General features: G+C 65.9%; 15 protein-coding genes and 1 pseudogene. 5 read left to right on the plus strand and 11 right to left on the minus strand.

The window, feature by feature from the left end; all coding sequences use genetic code 11:
* Positions 1-15: 15 nt before the first annotated feature.
* The 4 genes from DID96_RS18120 to DID96_RS18135 all read right to left on the minus strand — a co-directional run bounded on the left by DID96_RS18120 (position 16) and on the right by DID96_RS18135 (position 5,568).
* The gene (locus DID96_RS18120; protein WP_260463936.1) at positions 16-1,791 is read right to left on the minus strand and encodes a DUF2341 domain-containing protein; all 1,776 of its coding nucleotides are present in this window, start codon (positions 1,789-1,791) and stop codon (positions 16-18) included.
* A gap of 91 nt (positions 1,792-1,882) precedes the next feature.
* Positions 1,883-3,556, minus strand: coding sequence for a ShlB/FhaC/HecB family hemolysin secretion/activation protein (locus tag DID96_RS18125; RefSeq protein ID WP_124600652.1), 1,674 nt, complete (start codon positions 3,554-3,556; stop codon positions 1,883-1,885).
* A gap of 172 nt (positions 3,557-3,728) precedes the next feature.
* Positions 3,729-4,445 (minus strand): adenylyl-sulfate kinase, encoded by a 717-nt coding sequence (cysC, locus tag DID96_RS18130; RefSeq protein WP_124600653.1) that lies wholly within the window; start codon positions 4,443-4,445, stop codon positions 3,729-3,731.
* A gap of 7 nt (positions 4,446-4,452) precedes the next feature.
* Complete coding sequence (locus tag DID96_RS18135) at positions 4,453-5,568, minus strand: TIGR03032 family protein (RefSeq protein WP_124600654.1); 1,116 nt, start codon at positions 5,566-5,568, stop codon at positions 4,453-4,455.
* A 10-nt stretch (positions 5,569-5,578) separates the two neighbouring features.
* Between DID96_RS18135 and DID96_RS18140 the strand changes: the two genes are divergently transcribed.
* From DID96_RS18140 to gspK, 3 genes are all read left to right on the plus strand, one after another.
* Positions 5,579-6,451 carry a hypothetical protein gene (locus DID96_RS18140; protein ID WP_124600655.1) on the plus strand — a complete coding sequence of 291 codons (873 nt, stop codon included), beginning with the start codon at positions 5,579-5,581 and terminating at the stop codon, positions 6,449-6,451.
* A 22-nt stretch (positions 6,452-6,473) separates the two neighbouring features.
* Complete coding sequence (locus tag DID96_RS18145) at positions 6,474-7,040, plus strand: hypothetical protein (protein WP_124600656.1); 567 nt, start codon at positions 6,474-6,476, stop codon at positions 7,038-7,040.
* Between the two features lie 99 nt (positions 7,041-7,139).
* Positions 7,140-8,132 carry a type II secretion system minor pseudopilin GspK gene (gene gspK / locus DID96_RS18150; RefSeq protein ID WP_124600657.1) on the plus strand — a complete coding sequence of 331 codons (993 nt, stop codon included), beginning with the start codon at positions 7,140-7,142 and terminating at the stop codon, positions 8,130-8,132.
* Positions 8,133-8,241: 109 nt separating this feature from the next.
* On the opposite strand, the gene DID96_RS18155 is transcribed toward gspK, so the two are convergent.
* Positions 8,242-10,020 (minus strand): type II toxin-antitoxin system Phd/YefM family antitoxin, encoded by a 1,779-nt coding sequence (locus tag DID96_RS18155; protein WP_185732293.1) that lies wholly within the window; start codon positions 10,018-10,020, stop codon positions 8,242-8,244.
* Between the two features lie 160 nt (positions 10,021-10,180).
* On the opposite strand from DID96_RS18155, the gene DID96_RS18160 reads away from it, so the two are divergent.
* The gene (locus tag DID96_RS18160; protein WP_124600658.1) at positions 10,181-11,011 is read left to right on the plus strand and encodes a hypothetical protein; all 831 of its coding nucleotides are present in this window, start codon (positions 10,181-10,183) and stop codon (positions 11,009-11,011) included.
* A 211-nt stretch (positions 11,012-11,222) separates the two neighbouring features.
* Here DID96_RS18160 and DID96_RS18165 read toward each other — a convergent pair whose 3' ends face one another.
* The 5 genes from DID96_RS18165 to DID96_RS18185 form a co-directional block, all read right to left on the minus strand.
* Entirely contained in the window at positions 11,223-11,492 is a 270-nt protein-coding gene (locus DID96_RS18165) for a DUF4880 domain-containing protein (RefSeq protein ID WP_124600659.1), read from the minus strand.
* A 300-nt stretch (positions 11,493-11,792) separates the two neighbouring features.
* Positions 11,793-13,103 (minus strand): type II toxin-antitoxin system HipA family toxin, encoded by a 1,311-nt coding sequence (locus DID96_RS18170; RefSeq protein WP_124600660.1) that lies wholly within the window; start codon positions 13,101-13,103, stop codon positions 11,793-11,795.
* Positions 13,100-13,423 (minus strand): helix-turn-helix transcriptional regulator, encoded by a 324-nt coding sequence (locus tag DID96_RS18175; RefSeq protein ID WP_124600661.1) that lies wholly within the window; start codon positions 13,421-13,423, stop codon positions 13,100-13,102. Before DID96_RS18175 ends, DID96_RS18170 begins: the two co-directional genes overlap by 4 nt.
* Before the next feature lie 256 nt (positions 13,424-13,679).
* Positions 13,680-14,912: a type II toxin-antitoxin system HipA family toxin gene (locus DID96_RS18180; protein ID WP_124600662.1), complete on the minus strand. Its 1,233-nt coding sequence runs from the start codon at positions 14,910-14,912 to the stop codon at positions 13,680-13,682.
* Positions 14,909-15,217 carry a helix-turn-helix domain-containing protein gene (locus DID96_RS18185; protein WP_124600663.1) on the minus strand — a complete coding sequence of 103 codons (309 nt, stop codon included), beginning with the start codon at positions 15,215-15,217 and terminating at the stop codon, positions 14,909-14,911. The genes DID96_RS18180 and DID96_RS18185 overlap by 4 nt, the downstream gene beginning before the upstream one ends.
* A gap of 477 nt (positions 15,218-15,694) precedes the next feature.
* Here DID96_RS18185 and DID96_RS18195 point away from each other — a divergent pair.
* Positions 15,695-16,390: pseudogene (locus DID96_RS18195) on the plus strand (IS256 family transposase); the annotation flags it as partial.
* A gap of 445 nt (positions 16,391-16,835) precedes the next feature.
* Here the strand turns inward: DID96_RS18195 and tnpA are convergent.
* The gene (gene tnpA / locus DID96_RS18200; RefSeq protein ID WP_124600664.1) at positions 16,836-17,264 is read right to left on the minus strand and encodes an IS200/IS605 family transposase; all 429 of its coding nucleotides are present in this window, start codon (positions 17,262-17,264) and stop codon (positions 16,836-16,838) included.
* Positions 17,265-17,415 lie beyond the last annotated feature (151 nt).

Consider the following 17,415-nt stretch of genomic DNA (forward strand, 5'->3'; position numbering starts at 1 on the left):
TCTCCCCGCGTCCGTTCAGTCGGCCAGCACCGCGTGATCCGGCGCGCGATGCGCTTCGGCAAGGCGCGTAACGAATTCGTCGACGAACACCTGCATGTTCGCGGTCACGTTCTTGTTGCGGATCAGCAGGTAGTTGTAGCCAAACAGCGCCGGAATCGCGACGAACAGGCCCGTGACCGTCGCGAGCAGCGCGGCCGCGATACCCGGTGCGATCGCGTTCACGTTCACGTCGCCGGCCGCCGCGATCGCCGCGAACGTGATCATCACGCCAACCACCGTGCCGAGCAGGCCGAGGAACGGGCCGCCCGAGATCGCGATCGTCAGCAGCACCATCGACTTCGACAGCCGCTGGTTCTCGCGCACGAGCGTCGCATCCATCGATGCGCGGATCGCCTCGATCGACTCGCTCGTGATCACCGTGCGGCCGTTGCTGTCGACACGGCTGTGGATTTCATGCACGCCCGCGCGATACAGCCGATACAGCGACGATTGATACAGGCGGCGGCCCTCTTCGCTCTTCTCGTCGACATGCGCGAGGCCGACCAGGTGGCGGCCCGCCACTTCGCGAAAGCGCTGCACGAAGAACTGGTTGGCCTTGTCGACCGTGCCGACATAGCGCGCCTTCGTCCACATCACGACCCACGACACGGCCGCCATCGCGAGCAGGATCGTGATCACGACCCACGCGTCGACCGTCACCGACTGCACGATCACGCCGAAGTAGCCGAAGCCGAAGCCCGACTGCTTCTCGTCATTGCCGTACGCAACGAGCTTCGATTCCGAGCCCTGTGCGAGCGTGTCGACCGCAATCGCGGCCGGCGAGCGTGCGATCTTCGACAGCCGCAGCTCATCGAGTGCGCCCGCGTAGCCTGCAAAGCCTGCCGGCGCGCCGGCGACGTCCGCGCCGACTGCTGCCGCACCTGTGAGCGCCGGCAGCGTCGCGGCCACCTGCGCCACCTGCTTGCCGTTCGCGTAGACGGTCACGTTCTTGCCGTCGGCCGTCACCGCGATATACGTCCACTGGTTCGCGGCGACCGGCGCTGCGCCGCCGGGCGTGCGCACTGGTGTCGCGCCACCGTCGATCTGTGCAAACGGCACGCCGTTGTCGAGACCGATCAGCAGTGCATTGGCGCCATCGCGGCGGCTGTAGAGCAGCGTGTTCGGCGCGAGCGCCGACGGTTTCACCCACGCGCTGAACGTGAAGCTGCCGCCGGCGGCAACGTTCAGCGACGGGCTGGCCGGCAGGTTCAGCGCGGTGTTGCCGTCGAACTGCGCGCCCTTGCCGACGATGCCGTCCTCGATGGTCTTGAACGGTGCGTTCTGCGCGTTGTTGCCGTACGCGGTCGCGTCCTTCGGCGGCGCGCCTGCCGCGCTGTTGAAGTGATAGACGAGCGTGTAGTCCGCATCGAACGTCTCGGCCGGCTTGCCGCCGTCCGGCGCCTTCTTGTTGCCGTAGTACATCCAGATCGACTGCGCGGCGCCGGCCGGCAGTTGCGGGATGTCCACCCAGATCAGCGCGACGCCAAGCATCGCGTCGTACTGCTCGATGTGATAGTTGAGCGGGGTCTTGTCGTCGGCCGCGACGAAGCGGATGTCCGCGCCGTTATCGGCGAGGCCGTCGAACTGGAAGTTGCCCGAATGCAGGCGAATGAGCAGCGGCACGCGGCCGGCCGACTCCGTCAGGTTGGCACCCTTCGATCCGGCATCGATCGTGATCGCCTTCCGGTACGACCAGTCGCTCTGCCACCACGCGTTGGCAATGCCGGGCAGCACGCCCAGCAGCACCGCCATCAGTAAAAACAAGACTCGCTTCACGATCCACTCCCGGTTGGAACGATCCCGGCGCTTGGCGCGGGACCCGTCCGATCAAAAATCCGTCAGGTCAGAACCCCAGTCGCACGTAGAAATCGAACCTGGGGCTGTATTGCCTCGTATAGACACCGGCCTTCAGCGGCCAGCCGGCCTCGAAATCCGCGCTCGCATACTTGAAGAGCTGCAGGCGCGTGCCGACCCCGACGCTCAGCAGGTTGAAACTCGACGTCTGTTCCGGCAGCGGGCTCAGCAGCCACAGGTGCGCGGCATCGACGAACGCGTGGAAACGCCATTCGTTCACGCGGCCGCCGAGGTATTTCGCAAGCGACGGGCTCCTCAACTCGAGCGAGCCGATCACGCCGCTGTCGGCCGTGTCTTCCGCCTGCATGTAGCCGCGCACGCTGTTCATCCCGCCCGCGGCGAACTGCTCGCTCGACACGAGCGGCGAGTTCGAGATCTGCGCGCTCACGTGCGCGTTCGCCTGCATGTCGTTCTTGAAGCGCTGCGTGTGGTTCACGTCGAATTTCCCGTACACGAAATCCGGCGTCGCGTTGTAGCGCTTGTTGTCCCAGGCGCCCCAGTCGCTGCCGAGGCCGCGGATGTTCGTCGTCAGCGCTGCGGAGAACGACGTCTGCGACTGCTGCAGGCTCAACTGGCCGTTGTACGAGAACGTGACCGGCACGTAGGTGAGCGGCGCGGTGGACGTCTGCCCCGCGAGGCTCACGTTCTCGTCGTAATGCTTGCGATCGATCTCGACGCTCACCGAGTGCGCATACGTGTCCGACGACGGCAGCGCGTAGATCGCGGTGAAGCCATAGGTCGTGCCCTTGCCGAGCACGTTGGTGCCGCCCACCGATGCGACGTTGCTGTCCGAGTGCACGACGGTCGCCAGCAGGCTCCAGTGCGTGTCCTTCAGCGGCGCGAGATACGAGAACGAATAGACGCGCGCGTCGTTCGGATGCTGCGGCGCGAGCACGTAGGTGCCGGAAATCACATGGCCGAGCTGCCACAGGTTCGAATAGCTGAGGCTCGCGGTCGTGCGCAGCGTCGATGTGCCCGGGCTGTTGTCGTTGTTCAGTTCGAGCGAACCGTGCAGCGGACTGTGATCGTCGACCTTCAGGTCGACATCGACGGTCTGCGGCAGCGTGCCCGGCTTGAGCACCGGAATCACCTGACGGTCCGCCGAGCGGTTCAGGTCGGTGAGCTGCTGCTGCGCCTGGTTGAAATCCGGCACCGAGCCTTCCGCGAGCGCCGGCACCGCGTCGCGTATCTTCTGCGGCGAGTTGTACTGCGCGCCGTCGACGCGCAGCCGGCCCACCTTCGCTTCCACCACCTGCAGCAGGATCACGCCGTTCTTCACCTGCTGCTGCGGCAACTCGACGACGACCGACTGATAGCCGCGGTCCTGATACGCCTTCTGCAGCGCGTCGCGCGCCGCGTTCACGTCGGCGAGCGTGCGGCCCGGCCCTTCGAACGGATAGACGGCCTTCTCGATCTCGATCGCCGGCAGCGTGGTGTTGCCGCGCACGATGAACTCGTTGACGTCGAACGTGCGCGGTGTGCCTGGTGCACCCGGCGCGCCCGGTGTGGTCGGTGTGCCCTGCGCAGCCTTCGCGTCGGGCGCCGCGTCCTGCGCGCGCGCGCCCGGCGCGAGGCTCAGCCCCCCGACCAGCGCAACGCCGGCCAGGCACCGGCGTCGTCGTCGCCGCTGGTCGTGTGGTTTACGGTCTACTCTAGGCGGCATGCGCCATTCCCCTTTTTGTTCCGAATCCCGCTACGCATGCGAGGCCGCCGTCCGGCACGCCCCCGCTATCAAATCCGTGTTTCAGTTCGATGACCATCCATCAGTCATCCTTAACATATCGATCACACCTTGCTCCTCCGCGTCGCCTGCTTCGCCTGCTTCTCCTACTTCGTCAGCGATGCCCGTGCATTTCCGGGGCCGCGTCGCTATCGCGGCCGAACGCGTCGGTCGCGAACCGCAGCAGCGCATCGACGCACGCGTCGATTCCGCACCTTGCGGTGTCCAGCACCAGCCCGGCGTGAGCCGGCGGCTCGTATGGCGACGACACGCCCGTGAATTCCGGCAGTTCGCCGCGATAAGCCTTCGCGTACAGGCCCTTCGGATCGCGCGACGCGCAGACGTCGACAGACGCGCTCACGTACACCTCGCGGAACGCGTCGCCGATCGCCGCGCGCGCTTGCTCGCGCATCGCCGCAAGCGGCGAGATCATCGCGACGATCACGACAAAGCCGGCCTCGACGAACAGCGCCGCGACTTCGGCGGTCCGCCGCACGTTCTCGAACCGGTCGCGTTCCGAGAACCCCAGGTCGCGATTCAATCCGTTGCGCAGCCGGTCGCCGTCGAGCACCATCGTCGGCGTGCCGCGGCGGCGCAGGCACGCAGCGCTCGCCTGTGCGAGCGTCGTCTTGCCCGCGCCCGACAACCCGGTCAGCCACAGCACGCCGCCGCTCGTTGCGGCTTCGGCCAGCGCATTCACGCGCGCCGGCGACAGCGCCGCGCCGTCGTTGGTTACCCCGTCGTTGGATGCCCCGTCGTTAAATGCCCGATCTGCAGCACCTACCGACAAAGACGAAACCAGCGGGGAAAACCCGCAAGATTTGATGTTCATCGCGTGCTCAACGGTCGGCGGCTGCCGGTTCGTCAGCTTCGCGCGGACGCGTTTGCCAGAACCCGCCGTGCATTGTCACGATCGACGGCGTCGCGCTCCATTCACGCGGGCCGAGAATCTCGGCGCGCCGCACGTTCGGCAGCACCTGCACGTCGAACACCTCGTCGACGCCGTTGAAGAACTGCAGGATGCCGAGCACCTCGCCGCTGTGCGCGTCGAGCGCGGCGACACCCGCGACGAGCGCATCCTGCTCGCTCTCGATCGGCAGGCCCTGCGGCCCGCGCTTGTCGCGCAGCTTCGACAGGCCGACGAACAGCACGCCGCCGTATTCGGCAAGCCCGTGCGTGAAGCCCGGCAGCTTCGCGAGCACGCGCTTCGCGCCGGTCTGCGGATCGATCTGCAGCACGTGGCCGCGCCCGCCTTCGAGCACGTGCAGCCGGCCGCCGATCACGCGCGGCGAATGCGGCATCGACAGCCCCGATGCGACGATCCGGCCCGACGGCACCTCCATCACGATGCCGCCGCTGGCCATGACTTGGCGCCAGCCGAACGGCGTGTCGCTCTGGCCGAGCGCGGTCGCATAACGTACCTTGCCTTCGCTGAACGCCATCCCGTTCAGATGGCAGCGATCGTCGGGCGCCGTCGCGGTGACGAACGGCGGCTGCCAGATCGGCGTGAAATTGAAGTAACCGTCAATCACGCAGATACACGAGTAGCGCGTGTTGACCGCGAGCACCACCTGCTTGTCGAACGCCATGTCGTGCAGGTCGAGGTCGCCCGTGTAATAGGACAGACGCGGAACGAACATCGCGTCGTAGTAGTCGGGGCGGGTCGGGTAATGCGGCGCGAGCGTTGATACGTTCGCGAACACCATCAGCTCGTGAATCGTCGCGATCGCGAGCCGGTTGCCGGCGACCGCCATCCCCATCGAGCGCGGCAGCAGGCACGCGGACAGCGTCGGGATGCCGTTGTCGACGCCGACCAACGCGACGCCCGACGGACGGCGGCTGATCGCGAGCGAACACTTCAGCGCCTCGAGCACCTCCAGGAAGCGGCCCGTATCGCGCAGGTTGATGTACGGCTCGGCAACATCGTCGTGCACGGCCGGCTGCGCCGACGCCATGGCGTCCTCGATGTTCTCGATGTCCTGTCGTGCTGCGGATTCGCTCGCCGAGCGAGTGTTCTCGAACTGTTCCACGTCCATGCACCTGTTGATTGCGCGCCGCGTTGCGACGACGGTCGATCGGTCTTACTCGTGTCCCATCGCGGTTCGTTGCGTCTGCATCCGGGTGGCGTTGGGCGCCGAAGCGAACAAGCCCGATACAACCCTGGATACAGCTCACACCTACCTAGACGGAACGGCTTGCGGATTGCCGCACATTTTTTTGCAATTCGCCGCCGATCGGCCTGCTGCGCGGGTTCCGCACGCGTGCGGCGTACCCGTCGCGGAAAGCACGATCGCGACGCTTCGAAAGAGGAAATGCCAGTCAGGAAGGCAGCATCACGCCGGCTGCGTCACTGGCCAGCGACGCGACGTGTCGAGCATGGAACGAGACAGCGCGGCGTGCGCCCCGCGCATCGCGCGAACCGGACGCGCCGGCCTGGCCCTCGACAGGCGCGCGTCGATCATCGCGTCGTCACTCGACGTCTGTGATGCATGCGTCGCCCGCCAGTCGGCGGGCGGTGCAGGCCCGGACGCGTCGCGCCCTCTCACGCGCGCGCGCCGTCCCGCTGTCCAACATCGCCGTCGCGGCCCGTGCGCCGTCCGCCGGCACCGGGCAGGCGTTGAGCAGGAACCGGGTGCCATCCAGAGGCACAACCCGGAGGCACCACCCAGGCAACGGCAAAACTTACACATCCCGTACGACGATTCGCTCATCGTCAGCTTCGAACAGGTAACTTTTTATGACACGGAACCAAACTTTCATCCGGATCGGCCGGCGCGGCGCGAGCGCCGCCGCACGATTCCTGCGGCAAAGCGGCTGGCCGAACGTCTTAGTGAGTAACGAGGAAACCCACGGTGACACCATGTCGATCGCCACGATACTCAGGCGGTGGCTCACAGAGAAACTGACCGCCGTCCATGCGGCCACGGCCGGCGGGAGCTACGGCCGGCCGATACCGCACGCGCGCCCGCTACGCTGGCGCGCCCCCTGGCTGCGCTGGCAGCTGCTGTCGTGGGTCGCGCTGACGGTGCTCGCGCCGCCGTTCTGGTCGATCGGCACGCTGCTGCTGATCAACCCGGCGAGCGACCAGCCGTTCTTCTGGGGCGCCGCGATGGCGATCGTGCCGATCGCGAACGGCGTCGCGATCGTCGCCGCGAACCAGCATCATCACCGCGCGCCGTTCACCAGCCGCCGCGCGGTCGCCGCACACTGCTTCTGTGTCGGCATGGCGCTCGCGTGCGTGCTGTTCGCGCTGCTGCTGTGGCACGCGGACGCGATCGCCGGGCTGATCGGCCCGCTCGCGCTGTCGGCTGGCGGCACGCGCGACGCGTCGCTCGCCGGGTGGGTCGCGGCGCTCGTCGTGGGGTTCGGATTCGCGTCATCCGCGCATGCGAGCATGCTGCACGCGTGGCTGGCGTTCGAAGCGTGACGGCCATGCGCCTAATGTCACTCTCACGTCACCCTTAGGTCACCGTCGCGTTGCCCTCATGTAGCCGTCATGTAGCCCTAACGTAGCCGAAACCCGACCATGTGCCGACACGAACCTCTTCGCACGAAACGAGCATCGCGCGAGCGCGGCATCGCGCTCATCACGGTGCTGCTCGTCGTCGCGCTCGCCGCGGCGATTGCCGCGAGCGTGCTGTGGCGCCAGCAGGTCGCGACCCGCGACGTCGAGAACCAGCGTCTCGCGACGCAGACGATGTGGGCCGAGCGCGCCGCCGTCGAGTGGGCGCGTGCGCTGCTGCGCGCGCAGAGCGCGACGTCGAACGTCACGGTGGCGGGCCAGACATGGTCGGCGCCGGTCAGCGACGTGCAGCTCGGCGACTTCCTGCCGCCGGATGCCGCCGCGCTGAATGCGGAACTCGCGCGCGCGTGGATCTCCGGGCACGTCGAGGATGCGCAGGCGCGCTTTAACCTGACGAACCTCGTCGCGCGCATCGCGCCGGGCAAGCCGTGGCAGGCCAACGGGGAAGGCGTGCTCGCGTACCGCCGGCTGCTCGGCGAGCTGTCGCTGGATCCGGCACTCGTGCAGCGGACCGCCGACTACATGCTGCAGTCGCTGCGCGACGCAAACGGGCCGGGCGTCTGGCCGTTGCAGCTCGTGACGGTGGACGACCTCGCGCGGATTCCCGGCTACGACGCGCGCGCGATCGCGGCGCTCGCGCCGCTCGTGACGGTGCTGCCCGACCTGACGACCATCAATGTGAACACCGCCGCCGAGCCCGTGCTCGTCGCAGCGATTCCGACGCTATCGCGCAGCCAGGCGCAACGGCTCGTCGAGCGGCGCAACACCGCGTATTTCATCAGCACCGGCGACGTCGCGAACTACCTCGCGCCGCTGCAGGGTAATGCGACGCTGCCGGACGGCGCGCTCGCGGGCGTGAACAGCGGCTACTTTCTCGTTCATTGCCGGGTTCACTCGGCGCGCGTCAATGCGCGTATCGACACGCTGATCGCGCGCTACGGGATCGGCAACTTCGCGTGGACGTCGGTGATCTGGGTGCATCGGCTCGCGAGCTGATTGTGGCGCCCGTGCGCGGGCTGCCGCGCACGGGCGCTGCGGCGTTCTTCCCAAGCGGCGTTCATGCGAAGGGACGCTCTTGCGAACGGACGCTCTTACGAAGCGACGCTCACGCGAAGCGGCGCTCGTTCAGCGGGATCTCGCCGAGCACGGCTGTATGCGCGCGCTGCGCGGCGCCTTGCGCGGCCTTCGCATGGACAGCTCCCGCATGGGCGGCCCCCGTGTGGACAACTCCAGTGTGGGCCACCCCGGTGTCGACCGTCCCCGCATAATCCAGCGACAGCCGCCGCACGCTCGTCTCGCGCACTTCGCCGACCAGCCGGTTCCAGTCCTCGATCGACACCAGCAGCGCGATCGGCCGGTTGTACTTCGTGACCATCACGAGCGCCTCGCTCGCATGGCGCAGCGCCTTCGACGGATTGCTGCTGAAGTCGCGCGTCGCCATTGCGATCGTGCGCAGGCAGAACACGTTGGACGCCGCGTCGTCGCCTTCGTCTTGCAGTAGCCCGTCGACCGTCGCCGCGCGCAGCTGCGCCTGTGATTTCACCGTCAGCCGGTTCTCGCGGCGTTTGCGGCGCTCGCTGCGCGGATCGACGTGGCCCGCGAGCAGCCGCACGGCCTCGCCGAGCGCCGTCGCCGGCAGTTGGTCGTAGCGCCGCCACCAGGAGGGCGGCAGCGCGATCATCATCCCCGCGTACGCCGCGCGCACGCCGGCCGCGATATGCGACGGCAGTCGCTCGACTTCCCGCGCGTCGAGGTCAAGCGCCGCGCGGACGGCGTTGGCCATCACGCCGCACACGTTGTACGCGATCGCCGCGATCCCGCGCGCGAGCAGCGCCGCGCGCGGCGGCATGTTCACGAGCAGCCCGCCGCCGAGCGCCGCGTCGACGGGCAGCGGCAGCGCATCGCGCCAGCGCCGGCGCGCGAGCCGCATCACCTGCAGCGCGTCGAACTGCGCGGCGGGCGCGTTCGTCAGCACGCTTGCCGCCAATGCCGCGTCTGCCGCCGAGTCTGCCGCCACACCTGCGGCCCCCGCCGCTGCCGACTCGTCCGGCCGCCATTCGATGCGCCGGAACGTGCTCGCCGCGCCGCCGTCGCCATCGTCGGCCATCGCGACCGCTTGCTCGTACACGCGGCCGCCGTCGAGCGCCCCGCATTCGCGCGGCGCGTCGAGCGGCTGCCACGCAGGCGCGCAGCCGTGCTCGCGCACGATGAACGCGCCGCCACGGCGCGGCCAGCCGGACAGGATCGCTGCCGTGTTGAAGCGACCGTCGATGATCCACAGTTCGCCGGGCTGCACCGCTTCGAGCAGCGCGCAGACGAACGCGCGCTCGTGCGCGCGGCTCCGCTCGTACGGCACGAGGTCGACAATCATCCCGAGATCCGGATCGTAGACGGGCAGCGCGCCGCCGCCCGCCGACCCGCTGCCGCCGGAGCCGTGCGTGCAGCCGGCCGGCCCCGGCGCGCAGGCGAGGCCGGCCGGCAGGACGCCGCCGTCCAGCACGCGCAGCCGCCAGCCGGCGGCCGGGCCTTCGGTGCCGAGCGGCGCCGTCAGCGGCAGCAGCAGGTCGATGCTGTCCTTCACGAGCAGGCGCCCCCAGCCGGCGCGCAGCCGGCTCATCTGGTCGTGCAGCGCGGTGACCGCCGGCGCGAACTCGGGCGAGATCGCCACCGCCGTGGCCAGGCCACCGCCCGCCGGCCGCGTGCCGGCCGCGAGCGCGACGAGCGCGTCGACGACGCGTGCGAGCAGCGCTTCGCGGATCTGTTCGCCGTCGGGCTCGTCGTCGAGCTCGGCGGCCGCATCGAGCCACTCGTCATAGATCGCGCCCTGCATCACGAGCCGGGTCATGATCGCCATCGGGCTGTGTTCGACAAAGCGTTCCAACACCGTGCGTATCACCTGATCACCTCATCGTTGTGGATTGGGCGTCCGCTTGACGCGGCCGCCGCACTTGACGTGCTGCTTTCGGTGCCCGAGCATCGCAAGCGACCGGATCGCTGCGCGAGCCCGCAACGATCCACCCGCAACGCAAGCACAAGGCCCCGGCATGTACGTAGACCCCCGCGTGGCGCATGGCCGCGCCCGGTTCGACCTGAGCCGCTCGCCGCGCCTCGTCGCCGATGCGCGGCGCGCGGAGATCGGTGACGTGATCACGCGCGGCATCGACACCTACGCCGGCGAGCGCAGCCGCCGCAACCTGATGCGGCTGCTCGCGCGCCAGATCGCGCCGAAGCTCGCGCGGCTCGGGCTCGAGCCGTATGTCGGCGCGCTCGGCGCGCGCGAGGGGCTGTTCGTGAACTTCTCGACGATGAGCGCTGAGCACGGGCTGCGCGAATTCCAGCTGCAACTGACGGTGCCCGATCTCGTGCTGCGCAGCTTCGCGACGAGCGTGATCCGGCCGCACGCGGTCGCACGCTGCATGCAGCGCAATGGCGCGATGGCGCTCGCGGCGATCGAGCACGAGACCCGCGTCGCGTTCGTGCTCGCGCGGGTGGTGCGCTCGCTCGCGCTCGCCGAGCACTGGAAGCAGCTCGCGGTGCCGACCGCGCGCGGGCTGTTCGTCGGCGCGCTGACCACCGGCGACGACGTGTGCCTGAACACGTATTTCCGGCCGGGCGACAACGACCGGCCGTCGCGCTGGGCGGCGTTCTCGGCGCTGTTCGCCGGGATGCCGGACTGGAACCCGGCCCAGGTCCGGCAAGGCAGCGAGCTGTTGCAATGGATGGTCAACCATATCGTGGCGTTGCAGGAATCCGCATCGTTCGTCGAACGCTTTCCGTTTCTGCTGGAGCCGCACCGCAGCGCCGACGACCCGCTCGACGCCGCCTGGGCCGCCGCGCGTGCCAGCGCACGCGACGACGGCCCGACGTCGAACTGACCGCGCCGGTGTTGTACATACTTCCCGGCGTTCGCCGGCCCCTGCCACGCGCGTCGATCCGGAAGCCGGTATCGTCCGGCTTACGGTCTTCGCTGCACGGCCCTCGTAAACCAAGGTCGATGCGGGGATGCGTAACCCGCAGATTTTTTTTGGTGGGTGGTGGGCGGGGCGGTTGTGCGGCTTTGCGGCTTTGTCGCCCCGTCGCCGCCGGTCAGTGAACCAGTGGCATGCCGTCTAGCTCCGGCGCGCTATCCGGCTCCGATGCGCCTAGCATCCCGAGCATCGCCCACAGCCACATCACGTCGTAGACGGCCTCCGCATGCTCAACGCTCTGCGCGCACCAGCGCTCGAACGCGTCGAATTCGCGCGCGACCACCTCGCCGTTGCGCAGCCACAGCAGCCAGCGGATCGCGCCTTCGCGGATCGCTTCGTCCGCGTCCTGCACGTGCCGCCCCCGATCATCCGGTCTCGATATCGTCATTGTCACGTCACCGCCCGAAGCCCAATGCACCCGACCTCCCCGCGCGGGCGAGCCCGCGCGAGGCGCTTTGCCACACACGCCCCGGGGTCCGGCGACGCACCGCCCGGCCGCAATCACGCGACCGGGCTTTTGCCGGCCCTCATGGATCAAGTCGAATTGGATGCGGGTAACCCGCAGAGCGGCGGGCGGCGATCGGGGGAATCGGTGATACGGTCGGAGATGTCTTCGGTGGGAGGTGATGGCCAAGCCGCTGAGGCCAGCGCGGCGACACGCTTACGATAGAGCGACCTATTGGGACTTTTAACTGAAAGCACCATCGACGCTCGCGTACGGATTCGCCTCCTTGCGCCTGGCTGCCGGGTCGGTGTCGGACATGCCGATCTGCTCGCGCAATGGCACCGGACTGGTCTTTCCTGGCTTGGCGTCGGGCTTGATGTCCGCGAGCCCGCTCCCCCACGCGTTCAGCATGCCCTTTGCAACTTCGCGAAAGCTTGGGTGACTGCTCGCAAATTCTTTGACCTTCAGCGCGACGATATGCACAGCCCTCGTGATCCGCTCGCGCGCCTCGTCCATGTCTGCCTTGCTCAAGCCCAGCCGCGCGCCCCCAAATGCCGTCAGCATGCTGCCCGAAGCCCAAACACGTTTGCCCTGTAGTGCGAGCGCCGGCAAATGCGTCGCGTACTTCGGGTAGACCGTCCCACTTAGAACGTCATAGACCGGCGCCAGCCTAACGTCGTCGACGCTCGTGTAGATGAGCGCGAAATTCTTCAGGTGAGCATCCGCATTGCGAATTGCGTAGTTCAGCATGATCAGCGCGTAGAGACGCCGGGCATTGTCCTTTCGCGCCGCCCGCGGCACATAGGTGTTGGTAAGCTTGGCGAGATCCTCCAGCGACCCTTTGTACTTGTTGACCGCGTCGTTGGGTCTGAGCGCGCAGTAGTCTTCCACCGCCAGCATCAAGTGATCCGCCGTGCGGTCAAAGCGACGCACGGCGAGGACCTGCCCGTCGTCGGACAATCGTGCCTCGGGCACGTCAAGGCCGGCTTCGCGCGCGACTTCCAGGCACAGGTATTCGTTGATCGCAAGCCCCGGCAGATCGTCAAAGCCCGTCTTCAGTATGAACTCGTCTGTCCAGACCGTCGCCCAGTCGCCCGGACGAACGAGTACCTTTTGCATGACGCCCGATACCCCTTCCGCGACTCCGCCTTCAAGCATTCGCAGAAGGTTGTCGCGCGAGTCAGCTGACGCGAGCAATCCGGCCATGTCGGCTTTGCTGGTCGCGACCTCCGGCGTGGCCCCTCGCGGAATCACCTGAACGCGACCGATCGTGTTCGCACCGGTGAGTGCCAGCAGACCAAAGTCGTTTACATCAGCGTGCGGACCAAGGCGGCGGATCATCAGGTCCTTCTTGAAGCCTTCCGGCAGATTCATCTGGAAGAAGGGATGTAGCGTCTTCCAGGTGTACGACGCCGCCCGCACTGGCATAAGCAGGGAGACGAGGTCTGCCTGCGGAACGTCGGGCAGGTAGGTGAAGACGTACTGTCCGGCCTCCTCGGTTAGCGTGCCCACCTGCCGGCCGCTCACATAGACGTCCAGGGTTGCGCGCCTCATGGCTTGCTCTCAGTGGCCTTCAGACGCTGCAAGGCCTTCGTGCGTACGCGCTGGCGCATCGGCACATCCTCTGAGTCGGCGGGCTCACTCAGGACGTCATCGAGCGTGCGCTGATGACCCGGTCGTCGGGCGCTCAATTCCAACCCGACCGCGTCGAAAAGGCTGAGCATCTTGACCGCACCGATTTCAGGCAGCGTCCCCGTCTCGAACATGCTGATGCGGCCGCGCGTCACCCCGCTGATATCGGCAACTTGCTGTTGCGTCAGGTTGGCAGCCATGCGCGCACGGCGGAAGGCTTCCCCCAGTTCGGCGAGATTCATGCTCAATATCCAGTACATTATCGGGGACAACGTCGATAATGCAACGTATACGGAACACGAATCCGACGCAAATAACGTTCTATATCTAATACGTTAAGCTCGAAACATTCATTAATGTTCGATATGCAGTACGTTATATATATTACAATTTTCTAACAGCTTCGCTGGAGAATGCGGTAATCGGTGCAACACACCGGCGCAGACACATCGGCAGAGTCGGCGGGCACACTCGGAACGTCATCGAGAGTGCGCTGATTTACGAGTGCCTGGCAACCAGCCCGCGCGAGTGCGCGACCTTCTCCGAAATGTGCCTCCAGGTTGCTTTGCGAATGGGCATGTTGCGAGCTGCGATCGGGAAATGACTGGCGGCCTCGCATACCTGATCGATAACCGTCACGGCATCGACCTGTTTGAGTCCCGCCTTTGATGCCAAGTCGAGCAGGTGTGAGCCCTCGATCCGCATTGCCTCGCCGCAGACATCCATCTGGTGATAACCGGCGGGACCCTCGTTGAACGTAAGGTCGTATCCGGGAGCAACACTCCACATGCCGCTCCGTCGCATCAGGAACGACAGGTTCTTGGAGTGGTCGTCCCGGTTGTGAAACACTACGTTGAACACGCAGCGGCGGTACATCTCCAATACCTCGCGCTCGTCAGCTGCCAGCAGGCGGGTGAGACGGAGCACAGACAGGTAGTCGATCGTCGGCTGCCGAAAATCGGCGTGCGCCAGCCCGGAAACCGTATGCGCCGGCACCCGCATCCCGCCGGCGCGGTCGAAACGCTCGATGCCGAACGCGGTTAGATCCTCGCCGAGGGTGAAGAAGTGCGTGGCTGGCATTGGGATGCCCGCCCGGCGAGCCATGTCCGCATACACGTATTCGATCGCGCACACCTCCGCGTCCTCGCCTTGGCCCGGGAACTTCACAAGCCACGGCGTGCCCGGCGCATCGTCCGCCGTCGACGCGGCGCCACTGGCAAGATCGAAGGTCAGGCGAACCTTTGGACGGGCACCGTGCGGAGACCCGCCCATCAGCGCCAGTTCACGGAGCATATCCTCGCTGTTTCCCGCAAGGACGTGGCGCACACCATTGGCGATACGGAGCAGTTCGACGTCGTGCTTTTCGAGATGTTGAGCGGCCGGTGGCTCGAACGCTAACGCCCCCATCGCATCTTCACCGATGAAGGCCAGACGGTCTAGCGGCGAGACCGTGGCGATATTGATGCCATTCCTCCGGAAGAGACGATCCATCAGAAGCATGCCCCAGCCGTCCGGCAGCGCGTCGCTCACGAGGCCGGGCAGGCGATGCTGGTGCATCGGAAAATCGCCGTATGCGTCGCGCGACAGTTCCAGGTGGTAGGGCGACAGTTCGAGCCCGCGGGCCAGAGCCTCCGGCGTGTACTGGAACAGCAGTGTGCGGCCGTCGTCGGCCAGCAGCGCCAGTGGAAAGCGCTCGCCCCAGCCGTTGTATGTCACGGTGAGCTTTTTCATACTTCGTCCTTTTTGCGGCTGGCGCGGCGGCGCGAGCGGCTGGCAGTTTCCATCTGCTCGATGCTAACCGGTCGGGTCACGAACACCGGCTCGAGATGCTGAAGCAGTCCGAGCGTGCCGGCCACGCGTAACAGAACCTCGACGGTGACAAGACCATTCCGCTCGAGGTTGCGTAGGGCGCCAAGCGATACGCCCGCCCGCGCGGCCGTTTCCGCCTGCGACTGATTCAGCGACAGACGGCGCGTCCGGAGGCGTTGTCCGAGCTCGCCGGCGACTTCCTGAGGAGTTGCTAGCTTAAAAAGCATTCTGATGACCGTTACCAGCGAAAATCGTCGATAACTGTCATTATAGTGACTATTGTTGTACGTTCAATCGGCGGTGCGCCACAGCAACGCGTCGCCCGTCAGGCCACACTGGCTGGCTAGAGAGGCTGCGCTACAACAAGCTCTTCGACAGTGCCGCGGTCCCGGGATGACTGGCTCCGCTCGCGGGCAACAGCGGCACTGCCGCGCTATTCATGCAGAACCCCACCATAACCCCATTGGGCGGGGCGATCCGCTGCAGCTCGCCAAACATCAATTCTCCCGGCCTCAACACGTCGGCGTGACCGCGTATCGGCTCGACTCCGTCCTTCACCGATCTTGATTGGGTTCGGCACGACGCTGTTCCTGTTTTTTTCCCCGTTAGATCTCGATGACGAGATCGGTGCATTTCGCTAAATGCCTGTCGGCCGTCACCAGCCGAAAGGGCTCGTACAATGTTTGAGCGACGAGCGGCCGGTCGAAGACGCCGTGGTGCGCAACAAGGCAATCTACTTGGCCCAGTGCGTTCTGCCCGACGGCACGCGTGATATCCTGGGCTTGTGGATCGAAAGTACCGAAGGCGCCAAGTTCTGGATGAAGGTGTTCAACGAGCTGAAGACGCGGGGCGTCAACGACATCCTGATCGCCGTGACCGACGGCCTCAAAGGCATGCCCGAAGCGCCGGCGGTCATGTTTCCGGCCATCACGCTGCAGACCTGCGTCGTTCACCTGATCCGCAACGGCCTCGATTACGCGAGCTGGAAAGACCGCAGAGCGCTCGCTGTAGCGATTCGCGCGATCTACACCGCGCCCAGCGCGGAAGCGGTGCGGGCAAAACTCGATGCCTTTGCCGATGGAGAATGGGGGCAGACATTCCCCACGGTCAGCGCAGCGTGGCGCAACGTCTGGGATCGCGTGATTCCGTTTTTCGCGTTTCCGCCGGCGGCTCGCCAGGTTATATACACTACGAACGCCATCGAGAACATCAACTCGCAGTTGCGCAATATCATCAAAACCCGAGGCCACTTCCCGACCGACGAGGCCGCGACGAAGCTCATCTGGCTGGCCCTACGCAACATCACTGCCGATTGGTGCCGGGCAGCTCACAACTGGAAGACTGCTATGAACCAGTTCGCCATCCTCTACGAGGATCGATTCGCTCGATCATCCGTGTGAATCTCACCCCCCTTGAACACGGAAATCCTGACACCCCCGCACCTTGCGGCCCTTGATTTCCCATTCGTGGCCCGCGTGGCAATAGAACCGATAGGTGGCTTTTCTGCCCTGCGATACGTGGTCGAGACAGTCGAATCCCCAGCGATCCGACGCGGTTCGAATGCGCGGGCTGCGTCCGAGGATCACCCAATCGAGTCGCTCCCTGCAACATGTTCAACCCCTGACTGTTTACCAAGTCGTCACATGCCTGCAGGAAGCACTTGAGGATCGCGCCGACACACATGCTTCAGAAAGGATTCGCCGGAGGACTGGAACACCTCGTCGGGCCAGCACCCGCGCAACAACAGGGCGCATTGCGCGCCCGCACGATCTCACCAAATGTGCGGGAAGCCCCGGAGTTCAATCTGGGGTCGAGAGCACGGACGCCGCGGGCGTCCTTTAGGCCTTAGTGCGGCGATTGCTGGTCCTCAATGTACTTCCTCAAAATCTCGATTGGCGCTCCTCCGCACGACGCGGCGAAGTACGACGGCGACCATAGCACGCCACGGCGCTTGAGCCACGGGTGGAAATCGCCGAACTGCTGCCGCAGCATCCGGCTCGATACGCCCTTGAGCGACGCGACAAGTGTTGATACTGCGACCTTCGGTGGGTAGTTAACCAGCAAATGAACATGGTCGTGCTCGCCATTGAACTCCACGCGTTCGGCTTCGAAGTCTCGGCACACGTTGGCAAGAACTAATTGCATCGCTTCCAGGTGCTCTTTCTTGAACACGTTGCGCCGGTACTTCGTAACGAATATCAGGTGGACGTGCATGGCGAAGACACAATGCCTTCCATGCCTCAATTCGCTATCAATCTTGCGTGGCCTCCCCATTTTCCCTCTTGAGAGAGTTTCGAAGACCCAATATAGTTCGAGATATGGAAACCGTTAAGACCCTCAAGTTTCGAATCAGAGACAAGCACGCGAAAGCAATGCTTGCGATGGCGCGCGACGTGAATCAGGTCTGGAACTTCTGCAACGAGAC

This window comes from Burkholderia sp. Bp8963 (genome assembly GCF_003854275.1).
Lineage (GTDB): Bacteria > Pseudomonadota > Gammaproteobacteria > Burkholderiales > Burkholderiaceae > Burkholderia.

What these genes read in the sequence shown, in the direction of transcription:
- DID96_RS18120 (WP_260463936.1), bottom strand. Translation starts at nt 1,791, where the DNA reads ATGGCGGTGCTGCTGGGCGTGCTGCCCGGCATTGCCAACGCGTGGTGG.
- DID96_RS18125 (WP_124600652.1), bottom strand. Translation starts at nt 3,556, where the DNA reads ATGCCGCCTAGAGTAGACCGTAAACCACACGACCAGCGGCGACGACGA.
- cysC (WP_124600653.1), bottom strand. Translation starts at nt 4,445, where the DNA reads ATGAACATCAAATCTTGCGGGTTTTCCCCGCTGGTTTCGTCTTTGTCG.
- DID96_RS18135 (WP_124600654.1), bottom strand. Translation starts at nt 5,568, where the DNA reads ATGGCGTCGGCGCAGCCGGCCGTGCACGACGATGTTGCCGAGCCGTAC.
- DID96_RS18140 (WP_124600655.1), top strand. Translation starts at nt 5,579, where the DNA reads ATGTTCTCGATGTCCTGTCGTGCTGCGGATTCGCTCGCCGAGCGAGTG.
- DID96_RS18145 (WP_124600656.1), top strand. Translation starts at nt 6,474, where the DNA reads ATGTCGATCGCCACGATACTCAGGCGGTGGCTCACAGAGAAACTGACC.
- gspK (WP_124600657.1), top strand. Translation starts at nt 7,140, where the DNA reads ATGTGCCGACACGAACCTCTTCGCACGAAACGAGCATCGCGCGAGCGC.
- DID96_RS18160 (WP_124600658.1), top strand. Translation starts at nt 10,181, where the DNA reads ATGTACGTAGACCCCCGCGTGGCGCATGGCCGCGCCCGGTTCGACCTG.
- DID96_RS18165 (WP_124600659.1), bottom strand. Translation starts at nt 11,492, where the DNA reads ATGACGATATCGAGACCGGATGATCGGGGGCGGCACGTGCAGGACGCG.
- DID96_RS18170 (WP_124600660.1), bottom strand. Translation starts at nt 13,103, where the DNA reads ATGAGGCGCGCAACCCTGGACGTCTATGTGAGCGGCCGGCAGGTGGGC.
- DID96_RS18175 (WP_124600661.1), bottom strand. Translation starts at nt 13,423, where the DNA reads ATGAATCTCGCCGAACTGGGGGAAGCCTTCCGCCGTGCGCGCATGGCT.
- DID96_RS18180 (WP_124600662.1), bottom strand. Translation starts at nt 14,912, where the DNA reads ATGAAAAAGCTCACCGTGACATACAACGGCTGGGGCGAGCGCTTTCCA.
- DID96_RS18185 (WP_124600663.1), bottom strand. Translation starts at nt 15,217, where the DNA reads ATGCTTTTTAAGCTAGCAACTCCTCAGGAAGTCGCCGGCGAGCTCGGA.
- tnpA (WP_124600664.1), bottom strand. Translation starts at nt 17,264, where the DNA reads ATGGGGAGGCCACGCAAGATTGATAGCGAATTGAGGCATGGAAGGCAT.